This window comes from Butyrivibrio sp. AE3004 (assembly GCF_000703165.1).
Lineage (GTDB): Bacteria > Bacillota > Clostridia > Lachnospirales > Lachnospiraceae > Butyrivibrio.
The window spans coordinates 208019-227743 of sequence record NZ_JNLQ01000001.1; the positions used below are offsets into that span (position 1 = coordinate 208019).

The 19725-nt window shown below is 40.6% G+C and carries 18 protein-coding genes; 3 read left to right on the forward strand and 15 right to left on the reverse strand.

The genetic code is table 11. The features are described 5' to 3' along the window. Nucleotides 1–7 precede the first annotated feature (7 nt). From BV60_RS0101090 to BV60_RS0101100, 3 genes are all read right to left on the reverse strand, one after another. Entirely contained in the window at nt 8–850 is an 843-nt protein-coding gene (locus BV60_RS0101090) for a carbohydrate ABC transporter permease (protein WP_035776865.1), read from the reverse strand. A 15-nt stretch (nt 851–865) separates the two neighbouring features. Next, complete coding sequence (locus BV60_RS0101095) at nt 866–1756, reverse strand: carbohydrate ABC transporter permease (RefSeq protein WP_029318983.1); 891 nt, start codon at nt 1754–1756, stop codon at nt 866–868. 100 nt (nt 1757–1856) lie between these two features. Continuing rightward, nucleotides 1857–3233, reverse strand: coding sequence for an ABC transporter substrate-binding protein (locus BV60_RS0101100; RefSeq protein ID WP_029318984.1), 1377 nt, complete (start codon nt 3231–3233; stop codon nt 1857–1859). Nucleotides 3234–3385: 152 nt separating this feature from the next. Between BV60_RS0101100 and BV60_RS0101105 the strand changes: the two genes are divergently transcribed. Next, on the forward strand, nt 3386–4243 hold the full coding sequence (locus BV60_RS0101105; RefSeq protein ID WP_029318985.1) for an AraC family transcriptional regulator: 858 nt from the start codon (nt 3386–3388) through the stop codon (nt 4241–4243). A gap of 9 nt (nt 4244–4252) precedes the next feature. Here BV60_RS0101105 and BV60_RS0101110 read toward each other — a convergent pair whose 3' ends face one another. Further along, nucleotides 4253–5821, reverse strand: coding sequence for an alpha-amylase family glycosyl hydrolase (locus BV60_RS0101110; protein WP_029318986.1), 1569 nt, complete (start codon nt 5819–5821; stop codon nt 4253–4255). Between the two features lie 161 nt (nt 5822–5982). Here BV60_RS0101110 and BV60_RS0101115 point away from each other — a divergent pair, with 161 nt between their 5' ends. Next, the gene (locus BV60_RS0101115; RefSeq protein WP_051656420.1) at nt 5983–6879 is read left to right on the forward strand and encodes a helix-turn-helix domain-containing protein; all 897 of its coding nucleotides are present in this window, start codon (nt 5983–5985) and stop codon (nt 6877–6879) included. 97 nt (nt 6880–6976) lie between these two features. Here the strand turns inward: BV60_RS0101115 and BV60_RS0101120 are convergent, their stop codons facing one another. The 9 genes from BV60_RS0101120 to BV60_RS0101160 form a co-directional block, all read right to left on the reverse strand. Continuing rightward, nucleotides 6977–8275, reverse strand: a complete 1299-nt coding sequence (locus BV60_RS0101120) for an ABC transporter substrate-binding protein (RefSeq protein WP_029318988.1) — start codon at nt 8273–8275, stop codon at nt 6977–6979. A 39-nt stretch (nt 8276–8314) separates the two neighbouring features. Then, nucleotides 8315–10936: an ATP-binding protein gene (locus tag BV60_RS21505; RefSeq protein ID WP_051656421.1), complete on the reverse strand. Its 2622-nt coding sequence runs from the start codon at nt 10934–10936 to the stop codon at nt 8315–8317. Nucleotides 10937–10973: 37 nt separating this feature from the next. Then, entirely contained in the window at nt 10974–11624 is a 651-nt protein-coding gene (locus BV60_RS0101130) for a lectin like domain-containing protein (RefSeq protein ID WP_029318990.1), read from the reverse strand. A 95-nt stretch (nt 11625–11719) separates the two neighbouring features. Further along, the gene (locus BV60_RS0101135) at nt 11720–12028 is read right to left on the reverse strand and encodes a hypothetical protein (RefSeq protein ID WP_029318991.1); all 309 of its coding nucleotides are present in this window, start codon (nt 12026–12028) and stop codon (nt 11720–11722) included. A 55-nt stretch (nt 12029–12083) separates the two neighbouring features. Next, the gene (locus BV60_RS0101140) at nt 12084–12851 is read right to left on the reverse strand and encodes an alpha/beta fold hydrolase (protein ID WP_035776868.1); all 768 of its coding nucleotides are present in this window, start codon (nt 12849–12851) and stop codon (nt 12084–12086) included. A 366-nt stretch (nt 12852–13217) separates the two neighbouring features. Then, entirely contained in the window at nt 13218–13472 is a 255-nt protein-coding gene (locus tag BV60_RS20685) for a FeoC-like transcriptional regulator (RefSeq protein ID WP_035776869.1), read from the reverse strand. 24 nt (nt 13473–13496) lie between these two features. Continuing rightward, nucleotides 13497–15512 carry a ferrous iron transport protein B gene (gene feoB, locus BV60_RS0101150; RefSeq protein ID WP_029318993.1) on the reverse strand — a complete coding sequence of 672 codons (2016 nt, stop codon included), beginning with the start codon at nt 15510–15512 and terminating at the stop codon, nt 13497–13499. Continuing rightward, nucleotides 15509–15736 (reverse strand): FeoA family protein, encoded by a 228-nt coding sequence (locus tag BV60_RS0101155; protein ID WP_029318994.1) that lies wholly within the window; start codon nt 15734–15736, stop codon nt 15509–15511. The genes feoB and BV60_RS0101155 overlap by 4 nt, the downstream gene beginning before the upstream one ends. Nucleotides 15737–15842: 106 nt before the next feature. After that, a complete protein-coding gene (locus BV60_RS0101160; protein WP_081846525.1) occupies nt 15843–16319 on the reverse strand; it encodes an ATP-binding cassette domain-containing protein in 477 nt (158 codons plus the stop codon). Nucleotides 16320–16328: 9 nt separating this feature from the next. Here BV60_RS0101160 and BV60_RS0101165 point away from each other — a divergent pair, with 9 nt between their 5' ends. Continuing rightward, the gene (locus tag BV60_RS0101165; protein ID WP_029318996.1) at nt 16329–16646 is read left to right on the forward strand and encodes a helix-turn-helix domain-containing protein; all 318 of its coding nucleotides are present in this window, start codon (nt 16329–16331) and stop codon (nt 16644–16646) included. Between the two features lie 60 nt (nt 16647–16706). Here the strand turns inward: BV60_RS0101165 and BV60_RS20690 are convergent, their stop codons facing one another. Together BV60_RS20690 and BV60_RS0101175 are read right to left on the reverse strand one after the other, a co-directional pair. Then, nucleotides 16707–17558, reverse strand: a complete 852-nt coding sequence (locus BV60_RS20690) for an alpha/beta hydrolase (RefSeq protein WP_029318997.1) — start codon at nt 17556–17558, stop codon at nt 16707–16709. Between the two features lie 356 nt (nt 17559–17914). After that, a complete protein-coding gene (locus BV60_RS0101175; protein WP_029318998.1) occupies nt 17915–19513 on the reverse strand; it encodes a transposase in 1599 nt (532 codons plus the stop codon). Nucleotides 19514–19725 lie beyond the last annotated feature (212 nt).

The following is a 19725-nucleotide window of genomic DNA, read 5'->3' on the forward strand; positions in this document are numbered from 1 at the left end:
CTCCCAATCAGAGCTTACCACCTGATGTGGCAATACCTTCAACGAACTGCTTCTGGAATATTATGTAAATTACAATCATAGGTACAATTGCAAGCACTGCTGCAGCCATCATTGCCGGATAGTCACTGCCATATTGTCCCTGCATCTTTGCAAGGCCCGCACTAAGTGTTGTCGTCTGTGCATTTGTACAAACAATCATGGGCCACATGAGGTCTTTAAATGCAAACAATGCAGTAAAGATTCCAAGTGAAATCATAGAAGATCTTGTTAACGGCATCATGATGAAAAGAAAAGTCTGACCGATATTACATCCATCAATTGCCGCTGCTTCTTCAAGATCCTTTGGCAGACTCTGATATCCTGTTTTTAACAAATAGGTTCCGAAGGCTGTTACAACTCCGGGAAGTACCAGACCCGCTGTTGAATTTAAAATATGTAGCTTGGAAGCCATAAGATACTGAGGAATGATGAAAATCTGAGAAGGAATCATCATCTGGATAAGAACCAGCGAAAACATCAGCTTCTTTCCCGGAAATTCAAGTCTTCCAAACGCATATCCTGCCATGGTGGCTGTGAGACAGGCACATACAACACGGAAGAAAATAAACAATATTGTATTTTTATAGAGTGTAACAAAATTGTAGCTCTTCCAAACTGTAGCGAAGTTCTCAAAATGCCACCCATGTGCAGGTAAAATATAAAACGGATTAACCGAAATAGCTTCCTGATTTGTCTTTAATGCAGTAAGTATCATCCATACAAACGGTACCAGCATTATTATTGAAAATATAATAAGCACAGTATAAGTAAGTATTTTATTTACTACATATTTCTTTTTCATACTATCCATAACATGTTCCCTTTCTTAGTTATAGAATACAATCTTCTTCTCAAGTTTCTGGAGAAACAAGGTTGTTATCATTATAAATACAACAAGTACAACAACTATTGCGGCGCCATATCCCCTGTTACTGTTGGTAAATGCATATGTATAGAACAGATAAACAATTGACTGTGTTTTGTTAAGAGCCAGGTTTGTTTTATCCATAACCATGAACATAAGATCAAATACCGTAAGAGCACCGATAATTCTTGTCTGTACGATGAAAAACGTCGTAGGACTAAGAAGCGGAACTGTTATATTAAAAAACTGTGAAAGTCCGGATGCACCGTCAATCTGGGCTGCTTCATAATAGTCTTTGGGTATCTCCTGAAGACCACCAATGAAAAGGACCATGTTATATCCGATAATTGACCATACCCCGATTATACCTACACTGATCCAGGCAATGTTCGGATCGGATATCCAGGCTGCATTTGTGTGGAAAAAGTTATTCAAAAGACCGAATTGCTGGTTATAAAGCCATTTCCATACCATTGCAACGGCTGCAGGTGCACACACCATGGGGAGAAAGAATAAAGTACGGAAAAATCCTTTTCCCGGAAGCTTATTCTGCAGAAGAACAGCAAGTATAAGTGCAATTACAATTCCAAGCGGAACCTCTACTATCGCATATTTTACAGTGTTCCATAATGACTGCCAGGTTTCTGTATTTCCAATCACAGCCTGATAATTTGCAAGTCCGACAAACTTGTTTCCTTTTCCGAAATCTCCGGTTTTGCAAAGAGACTGGTATACCGTGTTTATAGCCGGATAAAAATTTAGTATTATCAGACCCAGCATCGTGGGTGTAATAAAAGCCCATCCCCATATAGCCTGTCTTTTTTGCGACGGAGTCATTTTCCCTTTACTCATTATTCTTTCTCCTCATTTAAAATTTCCCTAAAATTTACCTCTTTGCTTTCGCAAAGAGGCAAATAAATACCATCCCGATATTTTGTGAATCTTGTATGTTTTACTCTGCTGCGATAGCATCCTCGATTATCTTCTGAGCATTATCACAAGCTGTTGCCATTGTTGCAGCATCTTCGGGATTCTGCCAAGCATCAAGGAAACCGCCTGCCTGCTGAAGTGCATCTTCCCAAACAGTTGTGTTTCTTGTGTAAGGACGGAAGAACAGATCTCCCTCTTCCTCAGCTCTTACAAATGCAGATACATCCATTCCTTCGAAAGCACCTGAGAAAGCTTCTGAAACGCCCTTCATACCACCCATTGTTACACCGAGCTCAGCCTGCTTCTTCTGACCTTCCTCTGAGCAGAAGTATGCAATAAGGTCATAGCAAGCCTTAGGATCAGCTACGTTAGCATTTGCTGCCCATCCAAGTCCGTTATAAGCTGAGTAACGCTCACCTGCATCGCATGATCCGTTTCCGTTAACGTCTGCATAAGGAAGCATTGACCATGCATAATCAGCGTGGTTTTCTGCTTTATAGAAGGAATTGATCATCCATGAACCCTGTGTGATCATAGCAGTCTTACCTGACATGAAGAGTGAATCTGTACCGGTTTCAGCAACTACTGACTGAGGAGCACCTACTGTAAGAAGCTTTCTGCACATCTCCATACCTGCTTTACCTTCATCAGAACCGATTGTTGTTCCCTTGTGATCATCTGTAATAACCTGTGCGCCGTAATCATAAACAAGGTTGTACCAGCCATCCTGGTTATTGGAAGTATTCATAGCCATGCCGTATACTTCACCGTTTGAACCCTCTGTGATCTTCTTAGCTGCTTCATACATATCTTCCCATGTCCAGTTGTCTGTAGGATACTCTACACCATACTGGTCAAAGATTGCCTTGTTGTAAAGAAGTGCGATTGTGTCATGATCCTTAGGAAGAGCGTACTGCTTACCGTTGCTGCTATAAAGATCCCAAACACCTTCGTAATAATTTGCCTTATCGATTGAAGCATCATTTGCGATGTAGTCTGTAAGATCAAGAAGAATATCATTCTCCATATACATCTGTGCTGTGTTTGAATGCATCCAGAATACGTCAGGCATCTCTCCACCTGAAGCTCCTGCCTCAAGGAGTGTCCAATAATTATCCCAATCGATAACTTCTACAGAGCACTTAACTCCTGATGTAGCTGTCCAGTCATCAGCGATCTGCTGGATTCCTTCCTGCTGGTTAGCATCCCAAATATTGATAGTAATCTGATCTGTTGAATAGCCGCCTTCAGAACTGCCTGATGCTGTATCTGTATTCTCTGCAGTATCAGTAACATTTTCATTTGCTGCTCCTGTATTTCCTGAATCTGATGAACCGCATCCAACCATGCCTGCTGCGATTACTGTACTAAGTACAAGTGCTAATGCTTTCTTTTTCATTTTTGTCCTCCCATTTTGCTGCAGATACCTCTTCCTTTGGTTATCTGCACCCTTGGTTTATTTGTTTCAACAAATGCAATTTTAATATCGCACAACATTTAATAACATGTTATTATGTTGTTAAAATTTGTCATTTTGTGAGGTGAATGCACATGAAAACTTCCTCAAACGGTTTAGGTTTTGATTTTTGCGCCTTTTTGGATTACGACAAAAGCGCAGAAGTTCGCATTTATGAGATAGGAAATTACAAATGCGAACCAGGTTATTCCTACGGTCCTGTCTTACGCCCAAGGGGCATTTTGCATTTTGTGATTTCGGGAAAAGGCAAACTACAGATAATGGGAAAAGAGTATCATATACATGCAAACCAGCTTTTCTATATTCCTGCAAATATCATGGCATATTACGAAGCTGACAAGGATGATCCGTGGGAATACTGTTGGACTCATATCGGCGGTGCCGTTATGCTCGAAGCTCTTAAAGATTGTCAGATTGATGAATACAATCCGGTAAAGGATATAATATCTTCCAAAACAGGAAATTTTCGTAATCTTTTTGATATTCTGTCCGACATTTTCAATGACTATGAAAGCGAATACTATTGCCTCGCTAAAGTCTATGAGATAATGGATTACTTAAAAAAAGCATATCTGACAGCCACAGAAAAGAATAACGAAAGCCAGCAGCTTCAGTATGTAAGAACAGTTATAAAATTTATTCAGCTTAAGTATTCGGAAAATATACATGTTGATACTATTGCAGACACCTGTGGGCTTAACAGAAGTTACCTCTCCAGGCTTTTTCGTGATGCAACAGGAACCACAATAAAAGATTATATTCAGACCTATCGAATGCAAACAGCCCAAAAAATGCTAAAAAATTCCGACAGCTCAATACAATACATTGCATTCGCTGTCGGATATAATGACATATTCACTTTTTCCAAGGCGTTTAAAAAGTATAGCGGTTTTTCTCCCAGCAGCTACAGGAATCAGCCTGCTGCAACATAAAATGTGAAATTATCTCATTACCGCAAAGCTCTGAGCGTCGACAAGCAGTTTACCATCTGCCACCTTTGCATCGCCAACCTTGTATAATACCTCTCCATTAGGCATTTCATTAAGACTTACTTCCAAAGGTTTTCCTGTGGGATTGACCATACAGAACAATTCACCTCTCTTGTATACAAAAGGTTTATTCTCCTCTGTGCAGACAGGTACAAATTCAGCGTCAGCCTGAAGACTTTCCTCGCTGTGCCTGAGGGCGAGAATCTTCTTCACCGTGTTAAGAAGTGAGTTCTCATCCTTTTCCTGCGACTCAACTGTAGGAGCATCTTTATCACAATCTACAGGAAGATAGAGCTTGTCAGCGGGAGCTTCTGAGAAACCAAGGTTCTCACCGGAAGACCACTGCATGGGAGTTCTTGAACCTGTTCTGAAATATCCACCCTCATTGGTGGGAATGGCCAGATATTTCATGCCGATTTCATCGCCGTAATACAGGAAAGGCACTCCGGGAAGTGTGAAAATGAAGGAATATGCCAGCTTCAATTCGCGCTCATCAAGGTTATAGCTGGGTCTTAGTGTATCGTGATTGCAGGTAAGTAGGGACATATATCCAATACCTTTGGTATCCTCATACCAATCCATATACTGGTCAAGAAATCTGTTAATGCTTCCACCGGCATCCTTCTTAAAATAGCTATGATCCTCAGCATTTTTCTGAACCTGCTCGCCATAAACATGGTTGTAGTAATCACGCATCAGTGTTGAATAGCCACTTCCCATAGAATTCAGGCAAAAGTCCATATCATAACCTGCTCGAAGTGCAAGCGGCGGATTACTCCACTCAGCAACCATAGCTGCCTCAGGGAATTCGAGATCAAGCATTCTTCTGACATCACGCCAAATTGCGCTGGTTCCGCTCTTTTTATCGTCATCATTTTTTACAAGAGATGAAGCCATATCTACTCTGAAACCATCGCATCCGTGGGAAAGCCAGAATCTCATGACATCCTTCATTGCTTCTCTTGTTGCTATCGCAGCAGGATCGCTCATGCTCTTCTGCCAGGGCTCTGTCACATTCAGAAATCCGTAGTTAAGAGCCGGCTGACATTTGAAAAAGTTCAGAATATAGCAGCCGCTTCTCTCACTTTCTCCACCCACATAAGGTAATCCGTTTGCACCCTTAAAGCAGAAATCCGTCCAGATAAATCTGTCAGAATACTCATTATCCTCAGCCTTCTGGCTCTGTCTAAACCATTCATGCTCCTCAGAGGTGTGACCCGGAACAAGATCAAGCAGCACCTTAATTCCCTTTTTATGTGCCTCCTCAAAGAGATTGAAAAGATCCTCATTGGTTCCGTAACGTGGAGCAACCTTCTTATAATCACGTACGTCGTACCCCGCATCCTTGAAGGGTGAGTCATAGCAGGGGTTGATCCAGAGAGCATTACAACCAAGTTTCTTTATGTAGTCAAGCTTCTCTGTGATTCCGTTGATATCCCCTATTCCATCTCCGTTTGTGTCATTGAATGACTGAGGATAGATTTCATAAAAAACTGTATCCTTTAACCATTTTGCTGCCATTTTGTATACCTCACTTTATAAAAAATAAATGTTTTTGTCTCGCGTTGATAGTATAATACTATAATGAATAGCATTTTTTCTTGCTATATAATGCCAATTACTAACACAATCCTATTATATGTATTTATTCTAAAAAAGCACACAACCCAAGAGGAAATCCTATGTCAAAAAAAGAAGTCATCCTTTCAGAACATGAAAATGCCAGCCATGGTGATATATTTCTACCGGTAAACAGCTACCATTCCATCATTCCTAAATCCTATGGTGAAGTAGCTCTTCACTGGCATGAGGAGATGGAGATTACTCTGGTTAAGAGTGGCGTCTGCGCTTATAGGGTAGGACAGGAAACCTTCCTTGCAAAACCCGGTGATATTATTCTTGTTCCTCCCTTCTGTACACACTCCGCATCGGAGGTTCCCGGAAAGATTCTTATTTCTGACAGTCTTGTTTTCAGCCTGGATCTACTTGGGGCCGGTGGTCAGGATCTGTCTGCATCAAAGTATCTTCGACCACTGGCAGAAGGTCAGCTTGTTATGCCGGCATTCATTGATAAGAAAAGTGAGGGATATAAATCGATCCGCACAGAATTTATGAAAGCCTTAAAATGCTTCAATGAGCGTCCATTCCTATATGAACTGCGCCTTCGAGAGCACCTCTTATATACCATAATTCTCTTATTCGAAAACAGACACATAAAAACGCCCGAAGAGAGCGAAAGTGTTCTTTCCGGGCGAATTCAGCTGCGCTCTGTTCTTCAATATATATCCGAACATTGTCAGGACAAGCTGACCATCTCTGAGCTTGCTGCTATCAGTGGTTTTAGTGAGAGCTACTTTATGCGAATTTTTAATGAAAATGTAGGAATGAGCGCAATAAAATACATTAATCACTGCCGTATCCAGAATGCCGCTCATGAGCTGGAAGAGACAAATCGTCCGGTGATGGACATCGCAATGGATAATGGTTTCCCCAACATCTCATATTTCAATCTACAGTTTAAGAGGGAATTTGGAATGACACCTCAGAAATTCAGACAGAATTTTAGAGGGGCAAAATGACTTGCTACAAGGTTACTCCATCCTTAAATCTTCCGGTTGTAAATAGGATAAGATGTGCCCCTGCAGCAGTTAAGTCAGTCGTTGACACCATATCATTCTATTCCTCAGGAATATTTCCGTAAGCGGAAACAGCCTCATCCACTGTCATTTCTCCGTTGCCTACAGCGTAGATAGCAGCCCTGAATTGTCTGACCGCCGGATCCAGAAGCCCGGTTTCCTTGTCACTAAAGCTCCTGTCAGAAGGAATATCGGAGAGTGCAGAATAAAGCTCGTCAGTCGAATAATCATCTACAGGCGTAATCAGACGTTTTAATCCGGCCATGTTCCCAAGTTCTTCCTTGCTGATCAGAAACCGCATGAATTCATTGGCCATATCTATGTTCCTGCTGTGACTGTTAACGGAAAAGCAAACACTGATAGAATTGATAAAATAACCCCCGTCGTCACCTGCAGGAGCGGTAAAGAATCTGTATTTAAACGGATGTGCCGAAAAAGCTTCAGACTTACTCTCTCTCTTAGCCGTTCCGGAAACCACATCACCTGTAGCAAACATCATCGGTACATCACCCTCAAAAAATCTCATTATCACCGAATCATATTCGTCGATTATTTCTTCCTGACATTTTGCCACATCTATGCAATCGGAATTCACAAATTCATAAAGCCTCTCCAGTGCAGGACGCATCAGTTCTCCTGATGAAGGCTCGAAATTATTGAGGGCGTCTACCTTATCGCTGTTTTTTATGATATTATAGGCAAACATCGGATAAGCAAAACAATTAAACAGCCCGGATCCGGTAAATTTATCCGCTCCCATCATGGGAGATTCATATCCTGCACTCTTAAGCTTAGCGCAGGCTTTCATAAGCTCATTAAAATTAGTTGGAACCTCTAATCCTTCTTTTTCAAAGATATCCATGTTGACAAGCATTCCGTAAGAGGTGGTAAAAATCGGGAGCATAACAACATCACCAGAATCAGTAGTTCTTATCAGAGAATCCCTTATACAGGAATAATCAATGTTGGCAGAAGAATCTGACAAAACCTCGCAAGATTTAAACATGCTGTCATACATCTCGTTTCCAATCATCCCGCTGTTGGTCATAAAGATATCCGGTGGCTCACTGCTTACAAGGGCGCTCGAGATGACATTATTGTAATCATCCATTGTCACATACTGTAGATTTGCGCTCGGATAATATTCGTAAAAGCGCTCAAACTCTGCCTCAAGCGATTCAAAGTTACCGTAACTGCCTGCAACAGTTAAAGAAAACTCGGTATCCTTGTCATACTTAGGGACAAAGGCACTATCCTCTTTCTTTTGGCCTCCGCAGCCCTGTAAAAGAAGCATAACAGTCATACTCAAAGAAAATAACAGCCTCAGTTTTTTCTTCATAAGCATTACCTTCCTTTATATAATATCATTCGCTTTGTACTATTCCTGCAAGTCATTTAGAGGTTCAAGTTCCTTCGCCAACTGCCTGTGTCTGGCCAAAAGACCGAAAAGCTCTTTATCCAGCATTTCCGAATCACCACTATTTCCGGCCTTCTCAAGGCTTGCAGCGAATTCTCCAAGCTCCAGCGCTCCTACCATTCGTAAAGCACTCTTAAGCCCATGCACTTTTATAGTTGTATTTTGTATATCTCCTGCTTTCCAGTAGTTCTCGATTTCTTCAGCCCTCTTTTCCGCACTGCTCATGTACGTTGTAAGAGCCATAATATAATCCTCTGCATCACCACAATATTCAAGGCCCGAATCTAAATCGAGTTCATTAATATCATACAGAAATCCGGGAAGCTCATTATCTTCTGTATTATCTTCTCTATTATCCTTTTCATTATCGACAGCGTCATCCTTATCGGATACTGTATTCACCTTATCCTTCGGGAGATACTGCAATAACATCATTTCCAACCGCTCGGCATCAATTGGCTTGGTGAGGTAGTCATCAAATCCGACATTTGTGTACATTTCACGCATACCCGATATGGCATTGGCAGTAAGACATATTACAGGCGTTCCTTCATTCGGAGTATTCGTCAGCTCCTTCATTTCCGTGAGGGTTTCGATGCCATCTTTGTCCGGCATCATATGATCCAGGAAGATAACATCATAATGATTATTTTTAAAAAGCGAAATGCATTCATCGCCACTTTCTGCCGTATCAATACGGAGCCCGGTCCGCTTAAGCAGGTTTACAAATACTGTAAGATTAACCGTGGTATCATCAACCACAAGTACTCTTGCGCAAGGTGCTGTGAATTTCTCATGATAAGTTGCCCTCTCGCTGGATGACCGTCTGAAGGCCTCTTCGAAATCTCCGATGGGATCCCATTTAACGACCTTCTGCTCAAGTTCAAAGGAAAAAACAGAACCCTTACCATATTCGCTTTGCACTTCAAGATGACTGCCCATCATATCAAGAAACCGTTGGACAATAGTCATCCCCAGTCCTGTTCCTTCGATGTTCCTGTTCCTTTTTTCTTCAATACGTTCAAAAGCAACAAATAACTTGTCAAGGTCTTCAGGTTTTATGCCTATACCGGTGTCTTCAACACTGATTTTAAGTATGATTGAATCAGGTTTATCCTCAGGCTTGTAAGAATTTATGGAAAAAGTTATATATCCCTGTTTGGTGTACTTTACCGCATTAGAGAGAATATTAATAATAACCTGCTTAATCCTGATCTCGTCCCCGTTAAGGACAGTTGGAATATTCCTGTCTATGTTCAGTTTTAAAGAAAGCCCTTTATCTTCCGCTTTCTTTTGCACCATATTTACAAGATCATTAAGAAGGGAAGCAAAATAGTAATCAACGTTTATAATTTCCATTTTGCCCGCTTCTATTTTGGAAAAATCCAGAATGTCGTTGATGATGCCAAGTAGAGTATTTCCCGCAGTCCTTATACTCTCTGAATACATTCTGATATTTTCATCCCGGCAATCGCGAAGTACCATTTCATTTAATCCCAGTATCGCATTCATAGGTGTACGGATATCATGGGACATGGTAGATAAGAAGTTGGATTTGGCCTCATTAGCCTGATTTGCCTGCTTAGCAGCCTCTGACAGCTTACGGTTGTAAGTCATCATGACAGCCGAATTAAACATCAAAAGAATTAAAAAGCCAAGAGTCGCTATACCAAGAAGCAACCAGTCTATCGACCTGCTTGCTACAAGGTCGTTCACAGGTATATAGGCAAGTAAAAACCATGTCGTCATAGTTTCAAGAGGTGTATAGGACAAAATACAATCCTCTTTCTTAAAGTTCTTGATGGTCATGACGCCTGTTCCACCTGCTATCTCTTTGATCACATGCTCATATTCTCCTGCCGTAGCTGCATTATATGACTTGTAGTACTCAAAGAAATTACTGTTCTTAAAGGACTTACCATGAACAACGTAATTACCTTCCTTGTCAATGAGACTTATCTCAACATTTTCGTATTCACCTTTTAGGAAAACAAGCTTTTGCTCAAGGCGACTCAAAGGAACAACTCGCATCAAAAGACCTTTTTTCAGCTCGTTGTTTTCTTTGTCAAGAACAGTCACATTATTTAAAAAAGCAATAGACTGAACTCCGTTCATAGGGTTTGTGTAGGCTCTTGTGAGACCAACAACATCTTTTGTAGCCTTCTCAGTTTCAATATTGTCAAAGATTGCTATCTTCTTATAGGAAACCGTATAGGTATCGGGATCAGATACTTTACCTGTAGTCGAGATGCCTTCTCGTTCAGGACTGTCCAAAAAGATCAGGTGTCCTTCAATTTCCGGAGAAATCTTTGCCTTTCTGATATAGGATATAGCGTCCTCTGTCGTCATCGGAGTATCGTTTTCCGCTGAACGATTGATGTAGTTTGCCCATATATCACAAAGATGCTGTTCATCCTCAAGGTAATTAGCGATGATCTGACTTGTTGTCATGGTCATCTTTTCAAAGGCGATAATCTCATTTTTGTTGCTCTCTTCTGCCTTAGTGTTCGCATACCCTATGATAAAGAACAGAATAAACCCCATTATCAAAAGATTTATTGTTATTATCAGCCATCTTTTCACCCTCAGCCCTCCGATTATAAGAAAAGAAAGTCACAAATCATTCTCCTGTGATTTCAAGCAATATGTATCCATCTTCAGGGCATACAGCTGCCTGTCCGCCGACAGCGGGAATCTTGTCTGAGAGGTCATGAACATTTTCAACCTCTTCTAAAGGATATAAGTATGCCTTAATCGGAAGATTATCATAGGCCATATACTGATTAGATTCTTTTTTAGCAAAAACAGCTATGGCATCTGTCCAATCAGTCCATTTCTCAATATCAAAGCTTATGTAGCTTTCACCGGGATTTACAACAGCTTTGGCATAGCGCATAATTGACATACCGTCGGATTCATGAATCTCATTAAAGGCTTTTGCGCCTGCTTTATTCAGGCTGCTGCTATTGACCAGCGCATATTTCACGCCACCTTCAACAGGCACATTCTCAGAAATTACTATACTGATGCAAGTACCCTTACGAAGAACAAGATTATCGTTTAGTTTTATACGGTGATAACCTGCGAAATTAAACGTTTCCGTAACACTGTCGAGCAGTACTCCATCGGTGGGTTTCTCTGCATCCTCATTAAGCATAAATATTTTTGCTGTAACTGTCGCATCCATATCTCCGGTCATAGCTGCAACATATTCAAGAACGCTATCATCTTCCATTTCAAATACATTATCTCCCTCTTTTTCATTATGCACTTTAGCTATTTAATCCATGCATCCTCCAAAATGTTCTCATTTTAAGTATTACAATAAACACCTCACAAAACCATTATCATTCTATGAAAAAAAGATTAAATAATAATGGTGAAGCAATACTTTAAGATTTCATCTGCAATCCTCATGGTAGACTCTCTGTGAGAAACAAGAACGACTGTCTTTTCCTTTGCTTCTTCTTTTAGAGATTTCAGGATCACGGCTTCATTCAAACTATCAAGATTACTTGTGGGTTCATCAAGGAGCATAACCTTAAGGGGTATTTTCTGCTTTTCCACATATTTGTTTAACAGTTTTTGAAAATCTTCCCCCTGTTTATCGAGCATCTTATTTACGCCAACAAGGCTAAACAGACTGCTTATCATCTTTGCCTGAATACTTGGCATTTTCATATCCTCCCGTTCTGCTAGTGTCACCAAATAAGTCAACTTTATCACTTGCCTAAATTGGCATTTCCATAAATTCATCTATTGCCTTAAGTACAGGCTCCGCATATTTCTTTCCACCAAAAAGCCACTGCTCATGCTGCATATCGAACTCCCTGATCTCAGGATCATGGAAATATTTCTTGTATCTTTTCAGATACTTCTCCCCCATTTTATTGGCATAGATAAAATGCGCTTTGGTGTGTTCTACGCTGATGTCTTCTTCAAGATGTGTCAGAAGGTCCGTGTAATACTCATTTTTAATGGACTGAGGATTAAACTTTGAAAAACAGTTCATAAACTTCTCTGCATTTTCATCATCCATTTCAAATATCTTTTTTAGCTTTTCTTTCGATTTATTTCGTTTCTCCTTGTTTCCGGTAAAGCTTGTGAGAAGCGGCACCACAAGCATCGACTGAAGCTTTGCGGATATTTTACCGCTCTGATCAAGATCCGGACTGCCAAAGATTGCATGATCTATATGCACGTTCCTTCTCATGACAAGCTGACCTACAAAACTTGAACCAAGCGAAGAACCGATAGCCCCATCAATCCTTCCGGCATGGTGTTCATTTATATAGTTCTCAATTTTTTCAGTTACTGTGATCATGTCCGGAAAGATATTATCGCTTCCATCGAATCCATCATAGTTCACACATATAAGGTGATATTTCTCAGAAAGATCCGGTATGACCGTTCCAAAATTTGTCTGCCAGTCACAGCATGTTCCAGGCAATAACATCAATGTCTTCCCTGACATATTTCCCATTTCTTCAAATTGCATTTTTCAAACACCCCTGTTTTGTCAGATTTTTGATTAAATCAACCATCATATTCCAGCAGTACTTAGCCTGCTTTCTGCACTGGAATATAGTAATACTCTCATGATGATTGACTTAACCTTAGCAAAAATGCCGCATTGGCAAGATGCGGCATTTCAGGTAGGAGATTTCTTATGACTATTTATGTCATTTATTGTTAGCTATAACTAACTTAAAAAATGTTAACATATGCTAATTAGCGTTGTCAATACATAAAACCAAAGCAATTCTCACTTTATCACGTATTATTATGACTTCCTGAACGCAGAAAATGAAAATAAGTTCAAGAATCTATGTATTGTTTTTCGACCTCGCATAACATATTTATATCATGAGATAGCTTTATTCAGCACAATTTCATACATCTCGCCCATGTTCTTAAAGCCATCCTTTGGAGCGCATTTACCGCAGTCCCCGCCGCAGCCTTTGCTGCAGCAGGAAACATCTACCCTGCGAATTATTCCCATGTGTTCAAGATACTCAATTTGTCTTTTTACATCCTCAACTGTCGTGTGAAGCTCCATTGCCAGAAGCTTTTCAGTTCTGGCATGTCCATCACTTAATAATGCAATTAAATCCTTCATAATTAATCTCCGTAAAAAACAAAATCAGAATATAAGCAGTCCAATACGATAAGCTACCGCTGCCAAAAGAAGTGCTGTAAAAGTGTAATAAAGAGCTATTCTGGTAGTCCATTTAACTGAATAAGTCTCCTGGAATGTAGCTGCAAGAGCCACGACACATGGCATATTGAAGGTCATTGCAAAGATAAAGGCAAGTGCTTCAGCTTTAGATACATTTGTAAGAAGTATTTCGTTCAGATTAGATGCTGCTCCGGCTCCGCTCATGGCAGCATTGAAGGCTGCTGAAAGATTTCCACCTGTGTAGAGTGCGCTGATAACACCTATCGCACCTTCTTTTCCAACAGCAGATGCAATAAAAGCTATAAACAGCTGCCATCCAAGACCGAAAATCTTGGTAACAGGTTCAATTGCTGTTCCGATGCGATACAGAATCGGCTGTGATCCGGGTACAAAAGTATAGCTCAGAAGCCAGAACACACCACATACCAAAATGACAACGCTTGTTACACGCTTAAATGTGTCTCCCGTTCTTCCAAGAACATAACGAAGAAGTGCCCCCAGCTTAGGCTTATGATAAGGTGGAAGTTCCATTATCATTCCATATCTGTCATTTTTCTGAACCAGTTTTCTACCGAATATTTTCGCTGTAACCCACATATGCAGGATCATTGTAAGAAGAATTGCAACTATCACAAGCACCGCTCCCGGGCCGAAAAATACAGCCGAAAGCATAGGAATTACAGCCCATGCTGCTCCGCAAGGAACTGCCCATGCAAGTGCAATTGTAAGAACCTTCTGGCCCCAATTATCGATTACTCTTGCTCCTGCCGCACCTCCCATGGTGCATCCAAAGCTTACAAGAAATGGCATAACAGATTTTCCCTGAAGCCCAAGTTTTCCCATGGTATTATCAAAGACATAAGAGATGCGGGCCATAACGCCGACTTCTTCAAGGAGTCCAAAAACCAGAGTAACCCCAAAAACAAATCCCAGCATCTGGACTATATAGCTGAATGATTGGATAAGAACTGTGCATATAAGCTGAACCAGAATGTCCGGAGATCCTGCTGAACTAAGTGCAGCTGCGACAGGAGTTTTTAACGCGGCAATCCCCTGCCCTATTCCCATAAAGGGAAGTGCCGGAATAAACGAAGCAATAAGACCAAGCAGTACTGTTAAGATAACAGCAGGCTTACCCCATATCCTGCTTAGATATATCTGATCGAGCTTTCCAAGAGCAATACTTTCTTTTTGGGAAGTAACACTGCCATCGAGTATCTCATCAATCCATCTGAATTTACTGCTTCCTGTAGCTATCGCTCCCTGACTGTTATTACAGATATTCTGAACTTTTTTATAATCCTCTAAAGAAAGCCGGGCCTTTAGCATTGAAAGAACCTGCTTGTCACCTTCAAGAGCCTTTACAGAAAGCCACATGGTTGTAAAACCGCTGATAATTCCTTCAGGGATTATTTCTTTTAACTCACTATAACCTTCAATTTTCTCATACTCAGCCTCAAGAGCTTTTACATTTATCCTGGATTTCTCCTTTACAGCTCTCTCCATAGTTTCATAATACGGTTCATATTTCTTGCCTTCAGTAGCAGAAAATAGAAGTACCGGAATTCCAATCTTTTTCTCAATGGATTTTACGTCTATGGTTTTTCCCTGATCTGCAGCCACATCTGCCATGTTAAGCACAAGAAAGCTTGGCACATCAATACCTGCATAATCAGCTGTCATGAAAAGACTTCTCTCAAGCTGGGAGCTGTCTGCAAGAATGCATACCACGTCTGCTTTTCCGGATGCGATATAATCTCTTGTAATCAGTTCTTCGTCAGAATTGGCCGTAAGGCTGTAAGAACCGGGAAGGTCGGCAATAGCGCACTCCATTCCTTTATAGATAAAGCTACCTTCTTTCTTTTCAACTGTCTTACCTGGCCAGTTGCCAACATGCTGTCTAAGTCCTGTAAGCGCATTAAAAAGAGTCGATTTACCTGAATTTGGCTGTCCCAGAAGGGCTATTGTTGCACTGCTCATCCTGCCACCTCCGTAACCTCAATTCCCATACACTCTTTCCTGTTAAGCGCAATAAGGGTATCCCTTGAATAGATAAGCATAGGTCTGTTCTTATCGTTTCTGATAACCCTGATACTGCACCCCGGTGTAAGACCGATGGATGTGATCCTACTCATAAATCTCTCGTCACCTGTCAGTTTTTCAACAACCGCCCGGCTGTCCTTTCCAAGTTCGCTTAAGCTCATACTCTCCCTCCTTACAAATTGCAGATTTTTTCAATAATACATGTTAGCACTGGCTAACCTTCATATCAATGCCATTATCTGATAATAATTTTCAGGAAGCATAGTTTCATTCTGACAGTCTGTATATTTCATCGCAGCAACAATCTATAAATTCTTCATCATGGGTTACCACTATGACTATCTTTCCTTTATTTCTCAGTTTTTTTAAAAAATCCGCACATAAAAGCATGTTTTTGTAGTCAAGTCCGCTTGTAGGTTCATCAAAAAGAAGGATTTCTTTATTCATCATAAGGCTTACTGCTATGGCAAGCCTTTGCTTCTGACCTCCGGAGAGTGTGTTCGGATGTCTGTTCTTAAATTCCAGAAGATTCATTTCCTCCAGAGTTTTCTCGGCAATCTCCCTACTAATTTTATCCGTTCCGAGAGTGCACTCATTATAAACCGAGTCTGAAAAAAGCTGGTAATTCACATCCTGCATTACCATAAAGGCTTTTTTCTTAAGCTCTTTAGAAGAAATCTCTTTCTTATTAAGTAAAATAGCACCGCTACTGCTCTTTATAAGGCCACCCTGTCCTCTGCTGATGCAGAATTATTGAGTAGCCTCGGTCTTTATATCAATGACCATTATGCAGATAAAATCTCAATTGATTCTTTATCTAAAATAGCCTGTATGGGCACAACCAAACTCAAAAGTGCCTTTAAAACATATTATGGAATGACCGTAGCAGACTATATACAAAAGGTACGCATTGACCATGCGGAGCATCTTCTGGCATATACTGATCTTCCTGTCTCCGAAGTTGCAAAAGCAGTTGGTTATGTATCTCCGGGACACTTTGCAGAACTTTTCAGCAATTCCAAAGGTTTGTTACCCTTAAGCTATAGAAAGGCGTTTCAAAAAAACACGTAGCGCGTACCGTTTAGTCCACATCTTTCAATATTTAGCATTTCTCCTCATGTAGTGGTCTGATTACTTCTTAAAAAATATCTGTAATGCATGGTACATATGCAGTTGCCATGCCTTCATGTCATGGACACCCCCGGGTATGATAAAGAAATCATAGTTCTTGCCCTGTTCAAGGTACTTGCTCTCTGCTACTGCTCTGCCCATAATGTCTTTATGCTCCTCAAAAGCAATGTCTGCATCACCGTTCGCGCAGAACATGTAATCAAGCTCATAGCCGTTTTTATGGCCATTTTCAAGTGTCTCGCAGATTCTCTTAACCTCCAGGTCGTGATCACCAAAAGGACCGCAGCAGCCGGAGAAGGGTCCGTACCATGAAAACAGGTCAAAATTATTGTAAAAAGCAGCTCTGTAGGTCGTCATGGATCCTAGGGAAAGACCGGCAAAAGCTCTGTGGGAGCGGGTTTTTATAAGGTTTTCCTCCGATACATCACCCTCAGTAAAGGTTGAGTACCTGCTCTCGATACCCGGCACAAGATCCTTTCTTATCTCATGTCTGAAATTTTCGCAGCGTCCCTCATCATGTGTATTCTTGTCATCCTCACCGTGATAGAAAGTGGGAGTGACAACTATACAAGGCTCGCATAGCTTCTTCTCAATCATATTATCAAGGATTGTCACGGTGTCAGGGAACATCTTTAGCCACCATTCCTCAGTAAATCCGCCACCATGAAGCAGATATAGTACATTGTATTTTACTGACTTATCATATCCATAAGGAAGATAAACAAAGGCACCCTTGTGAAGAGGCTTATTCTCCTCGTCATAAGTAAAAGTGTCATATTCAAAACGCTCTACTGTCCCCTTTTTGTCTGTCTCTACCATCATTTCCGCAGGCATTTCAAAAACATAATCCATTATAAAGTTCTCCTCCATCTATAAACGCATGTTTTTATCTGACTCATACCGTTCTGTTACATGCACCGTAACAAGTCATGTTTCTCATTTTTGAACGGTACCGCGCTAATTATAACAGTCTGAATCACCGCTCACTAACAGATTATTGCTCAGTTTTTTACTACTTTTGCCACTTTTTATTCCCGCAAATTTAAGCCTTTCTTAATATCTTTAGTATTTCGTATAACATGATGTAGGTGCCAAAAGTCACATTTATACGTGACCTTGACATGTATTTTGAACATTGATAACTGAATAAAACTATGTTTGATGACAGATTTCCTTATTGAGGAGCATATTCATCCCCTTTATTACCGTCATTCCATAACCAATGCCCGGCATTTCGATTTACCTTTAATAAACCGCATCAGTTTGGCGAAATTTTGGGCACCAACTTTAAAGCCAAAGCGGTATTTTGTCTTTAGCTTTCCACGGACAGGCATTTTATCAACGCCATATTTATTTCTGAGGATTGACGGTGAAGTCTCTACACCGTTCCTGATTCTGCCGATTTTATTTCTGGTATCATCATCCAGAATCTCCAAAGATCCTAACAAACGTTTTCTGGAGTTTAAGGATATAACCATTGTGGCAGTCCGCTTCTTCAGCTTCGGATTGCATTCACATCGGTGCGGACAGTTTTCACATGTTTCTCTTGTGAAAGATACTCGTGCGCTGTTTGTCTGTTTTATGTAAGAAGTGCTCTTTGGAACATTTCCAGCAGGACATTTTGATACCGTACCTTCAGTTGTGATCTCAAATTCAGCAAGTATAGGATTTGGTTGTTTACCAATAAGGCCTGTTGAGAAAACTGCAATGCCTTTTTTAGCAGCCTGCATTTTTATCTCATGGCTGTCATAAGCTCCATCGGTTATAAGCGCTATAGCTTCAGGAGATTCTTCCTGGTTGTCGATGTATTCCTTGATGAATGATGCATCACTTCTGGTATTCACATCATACTGGTAGTCTGTGATAATGGATCCATTTTCACCAACAGTTTCTGTGAGATTGGCTACATATCCGCGGTGCTCTTTACCAGCCTTACTTCTGAAGGTTGCCTCCGGATCAGCTGGATTCTGAAGAATAGTGGCATTCATTTCACCTTTATCTTTCGGAATGATATGGCCATTGCCATCATCCTTGGTCTGTTCTGAGATTGCTCTTTCAAGCAGTTGATAGTCAGTGGTTTCTCCATGGGTATCCTTACATGTTGGAAGAAGTTTGACCGCATCATCGATTACTTTTTGAATCCGTTCTGACTGAGGGATATCCTTTTCGTAATATACGACACGATTCCTGTTGTTAGGATCCGCATAAGCTTCCAACCCTTTGATCTTGTCATTGTAACCGCCTCGTTTAAGGCTTGCTACAAGATTTGACAAGCAGGTATACAACAGTTCCAGACGTCCCATCTTCTTGATGTTAGACTCAATCATCATACTGTCCATACGTCTAATGTTAGGGTTTAAGTCCATGAACTTGCAGATATGATCAGAAAGCGAAACCATACACTCATGAACAAGGTCGATACCAGTCACAAGTTCATAAGCTGAGACTCTTTCACGGAAACGGCTGAAAGTCCTGTCACTGATTGGCTGCTTCTCAAAGCTGGTAGTATGAAGAGCATACTGATAACGGAAATCAAACTCCATGGTTTCGATCATCTCATCCTCAGAAATGCCATTGAACTCAGCAAGCATCATTGCGCCAACGATAACATTTATTGGAGCGTTTGGTCTTGAGTTGGTACTACTGCTGTATAATGGAGCAAACAGCATCTCATTGATGTTTACAAAGATCTCTTGCGAAAACTGATGAGCCCATGAACTTTCAAGCATCTTCTGTTTTCTTTCTGAGAGAAATGTAAGAGAATCAAAAAGAGACACTTGCTGATGATCATTTAAGATGAATGACATGGCTGAAACCTCGTTAAATACTGGATTTGATACTAATATTTTACCGCAGATCAGCACTAAAACATAGCTTTATTCAGTTATCAATGTGCATTTTTAGGGTGTTTCTATACTTTTGACACCCACATCATAACATACAATTATATAGAAAACAGCTACACTAAAATCTCATTCTACCAAGAGGTAAAAATGTGCAAAAAATAATTATTGTTCTT

Coding starts and splice junctions, on each gene's coding strand:
- BV60_RS0101090 (WP_035776865.1), bottom strand. CDS start 850: ATGGATAGTATGAAAAAGAAATATGTAGTAAATAAAATACTTACTTAT.
- BV60_RS0101095 (WP_029318983.1), bottom strand. CDS start 1,756: ATGAGTAAAGGGAAAATGACTCCGTCGCAAAAAAGACAGGCTATATGG.
- BV60_RS0101100 (WP_029318984.1), bottom strand. CDS start 3,233: ATGAAAAAGAAAGCATTAGCACTTGTACTTAGTACAGTAATCGCAGCA.
- BV60_RS0101105 (WP_029318985.1), top strand. CDS start 3,386: ATGAAAACTTCCTCAAACGGTTTAGGTTTTGATTTTTGCGCCTTTTTG.
- BV60_RS0101110 (WP_029318986.1), bottom strand. CDS start 5,821: ATGGCAGCAAAATGGTTAAAGGATACAGTTTTTTATGAAATCTATCCT.
- BV60_RS0101115 (WP_051656420.1), top strand. CDS start 5,983: ATGTCAAAAAAAGAAGTCATCCTTTCAGAACATGAAAATGCCAGCCAT.
- BV60_RS0101120 (WP_029318988.1), bottom strand. CDS start 8,275: ATGAAGAAAAAACTGAGGCTGTTATTTTCTTTGAGTATGACTGTTATG.
- BV60_RS0101135 (WP_029318991.1), bottom strand. CDS start 12,028: ATGCCAAGTATTCAGGCAAAGATGATAAGCAGTCTGTTTAGCCTTGTT.
- BV60_RS0101140 (WP_035776868.1), bottom strand. CDS start 12,851: ATGCAATTTGAAGAAATGGGAAATATGTCAGGGAAGACATTGATGTTA.
- BV60_RS20685 (WP_035776869.1), bottom strand. CDS start 13,472: ATGAAGGATTTAATTGCATTATTAAGTGATGGACATGCCAGAACTGAA.
- feoB (WP_029318993.1), bottom strand. CDS start 15,512: ATGAGCAGTGCAACAATAGCCCTTCTGGGACAGCCAAATTCAGGTAAA.
- BV60_RS0101155 (WP_029318994.1), bottom strand. CDS start 15,736: ATGAGCTTAAGCGAACTTGGAAAGGACAGCCGGGCGGTTGTTGAAAAA.
- BV60_RS20690 (WP_029318997.1), bottom strand. CDS start 17,558: ATGGATTATGTTTTTGAAATGCCTGCGGAAATGATGGTAGAGACAGAC.
- BV60_RS0101175 (WP_029318998.1), bottom strand. CDS start 19,513: ATGTCATTCATCTTAAATGATCATCAGCAAGTGTCTCTTTTTGATTCT.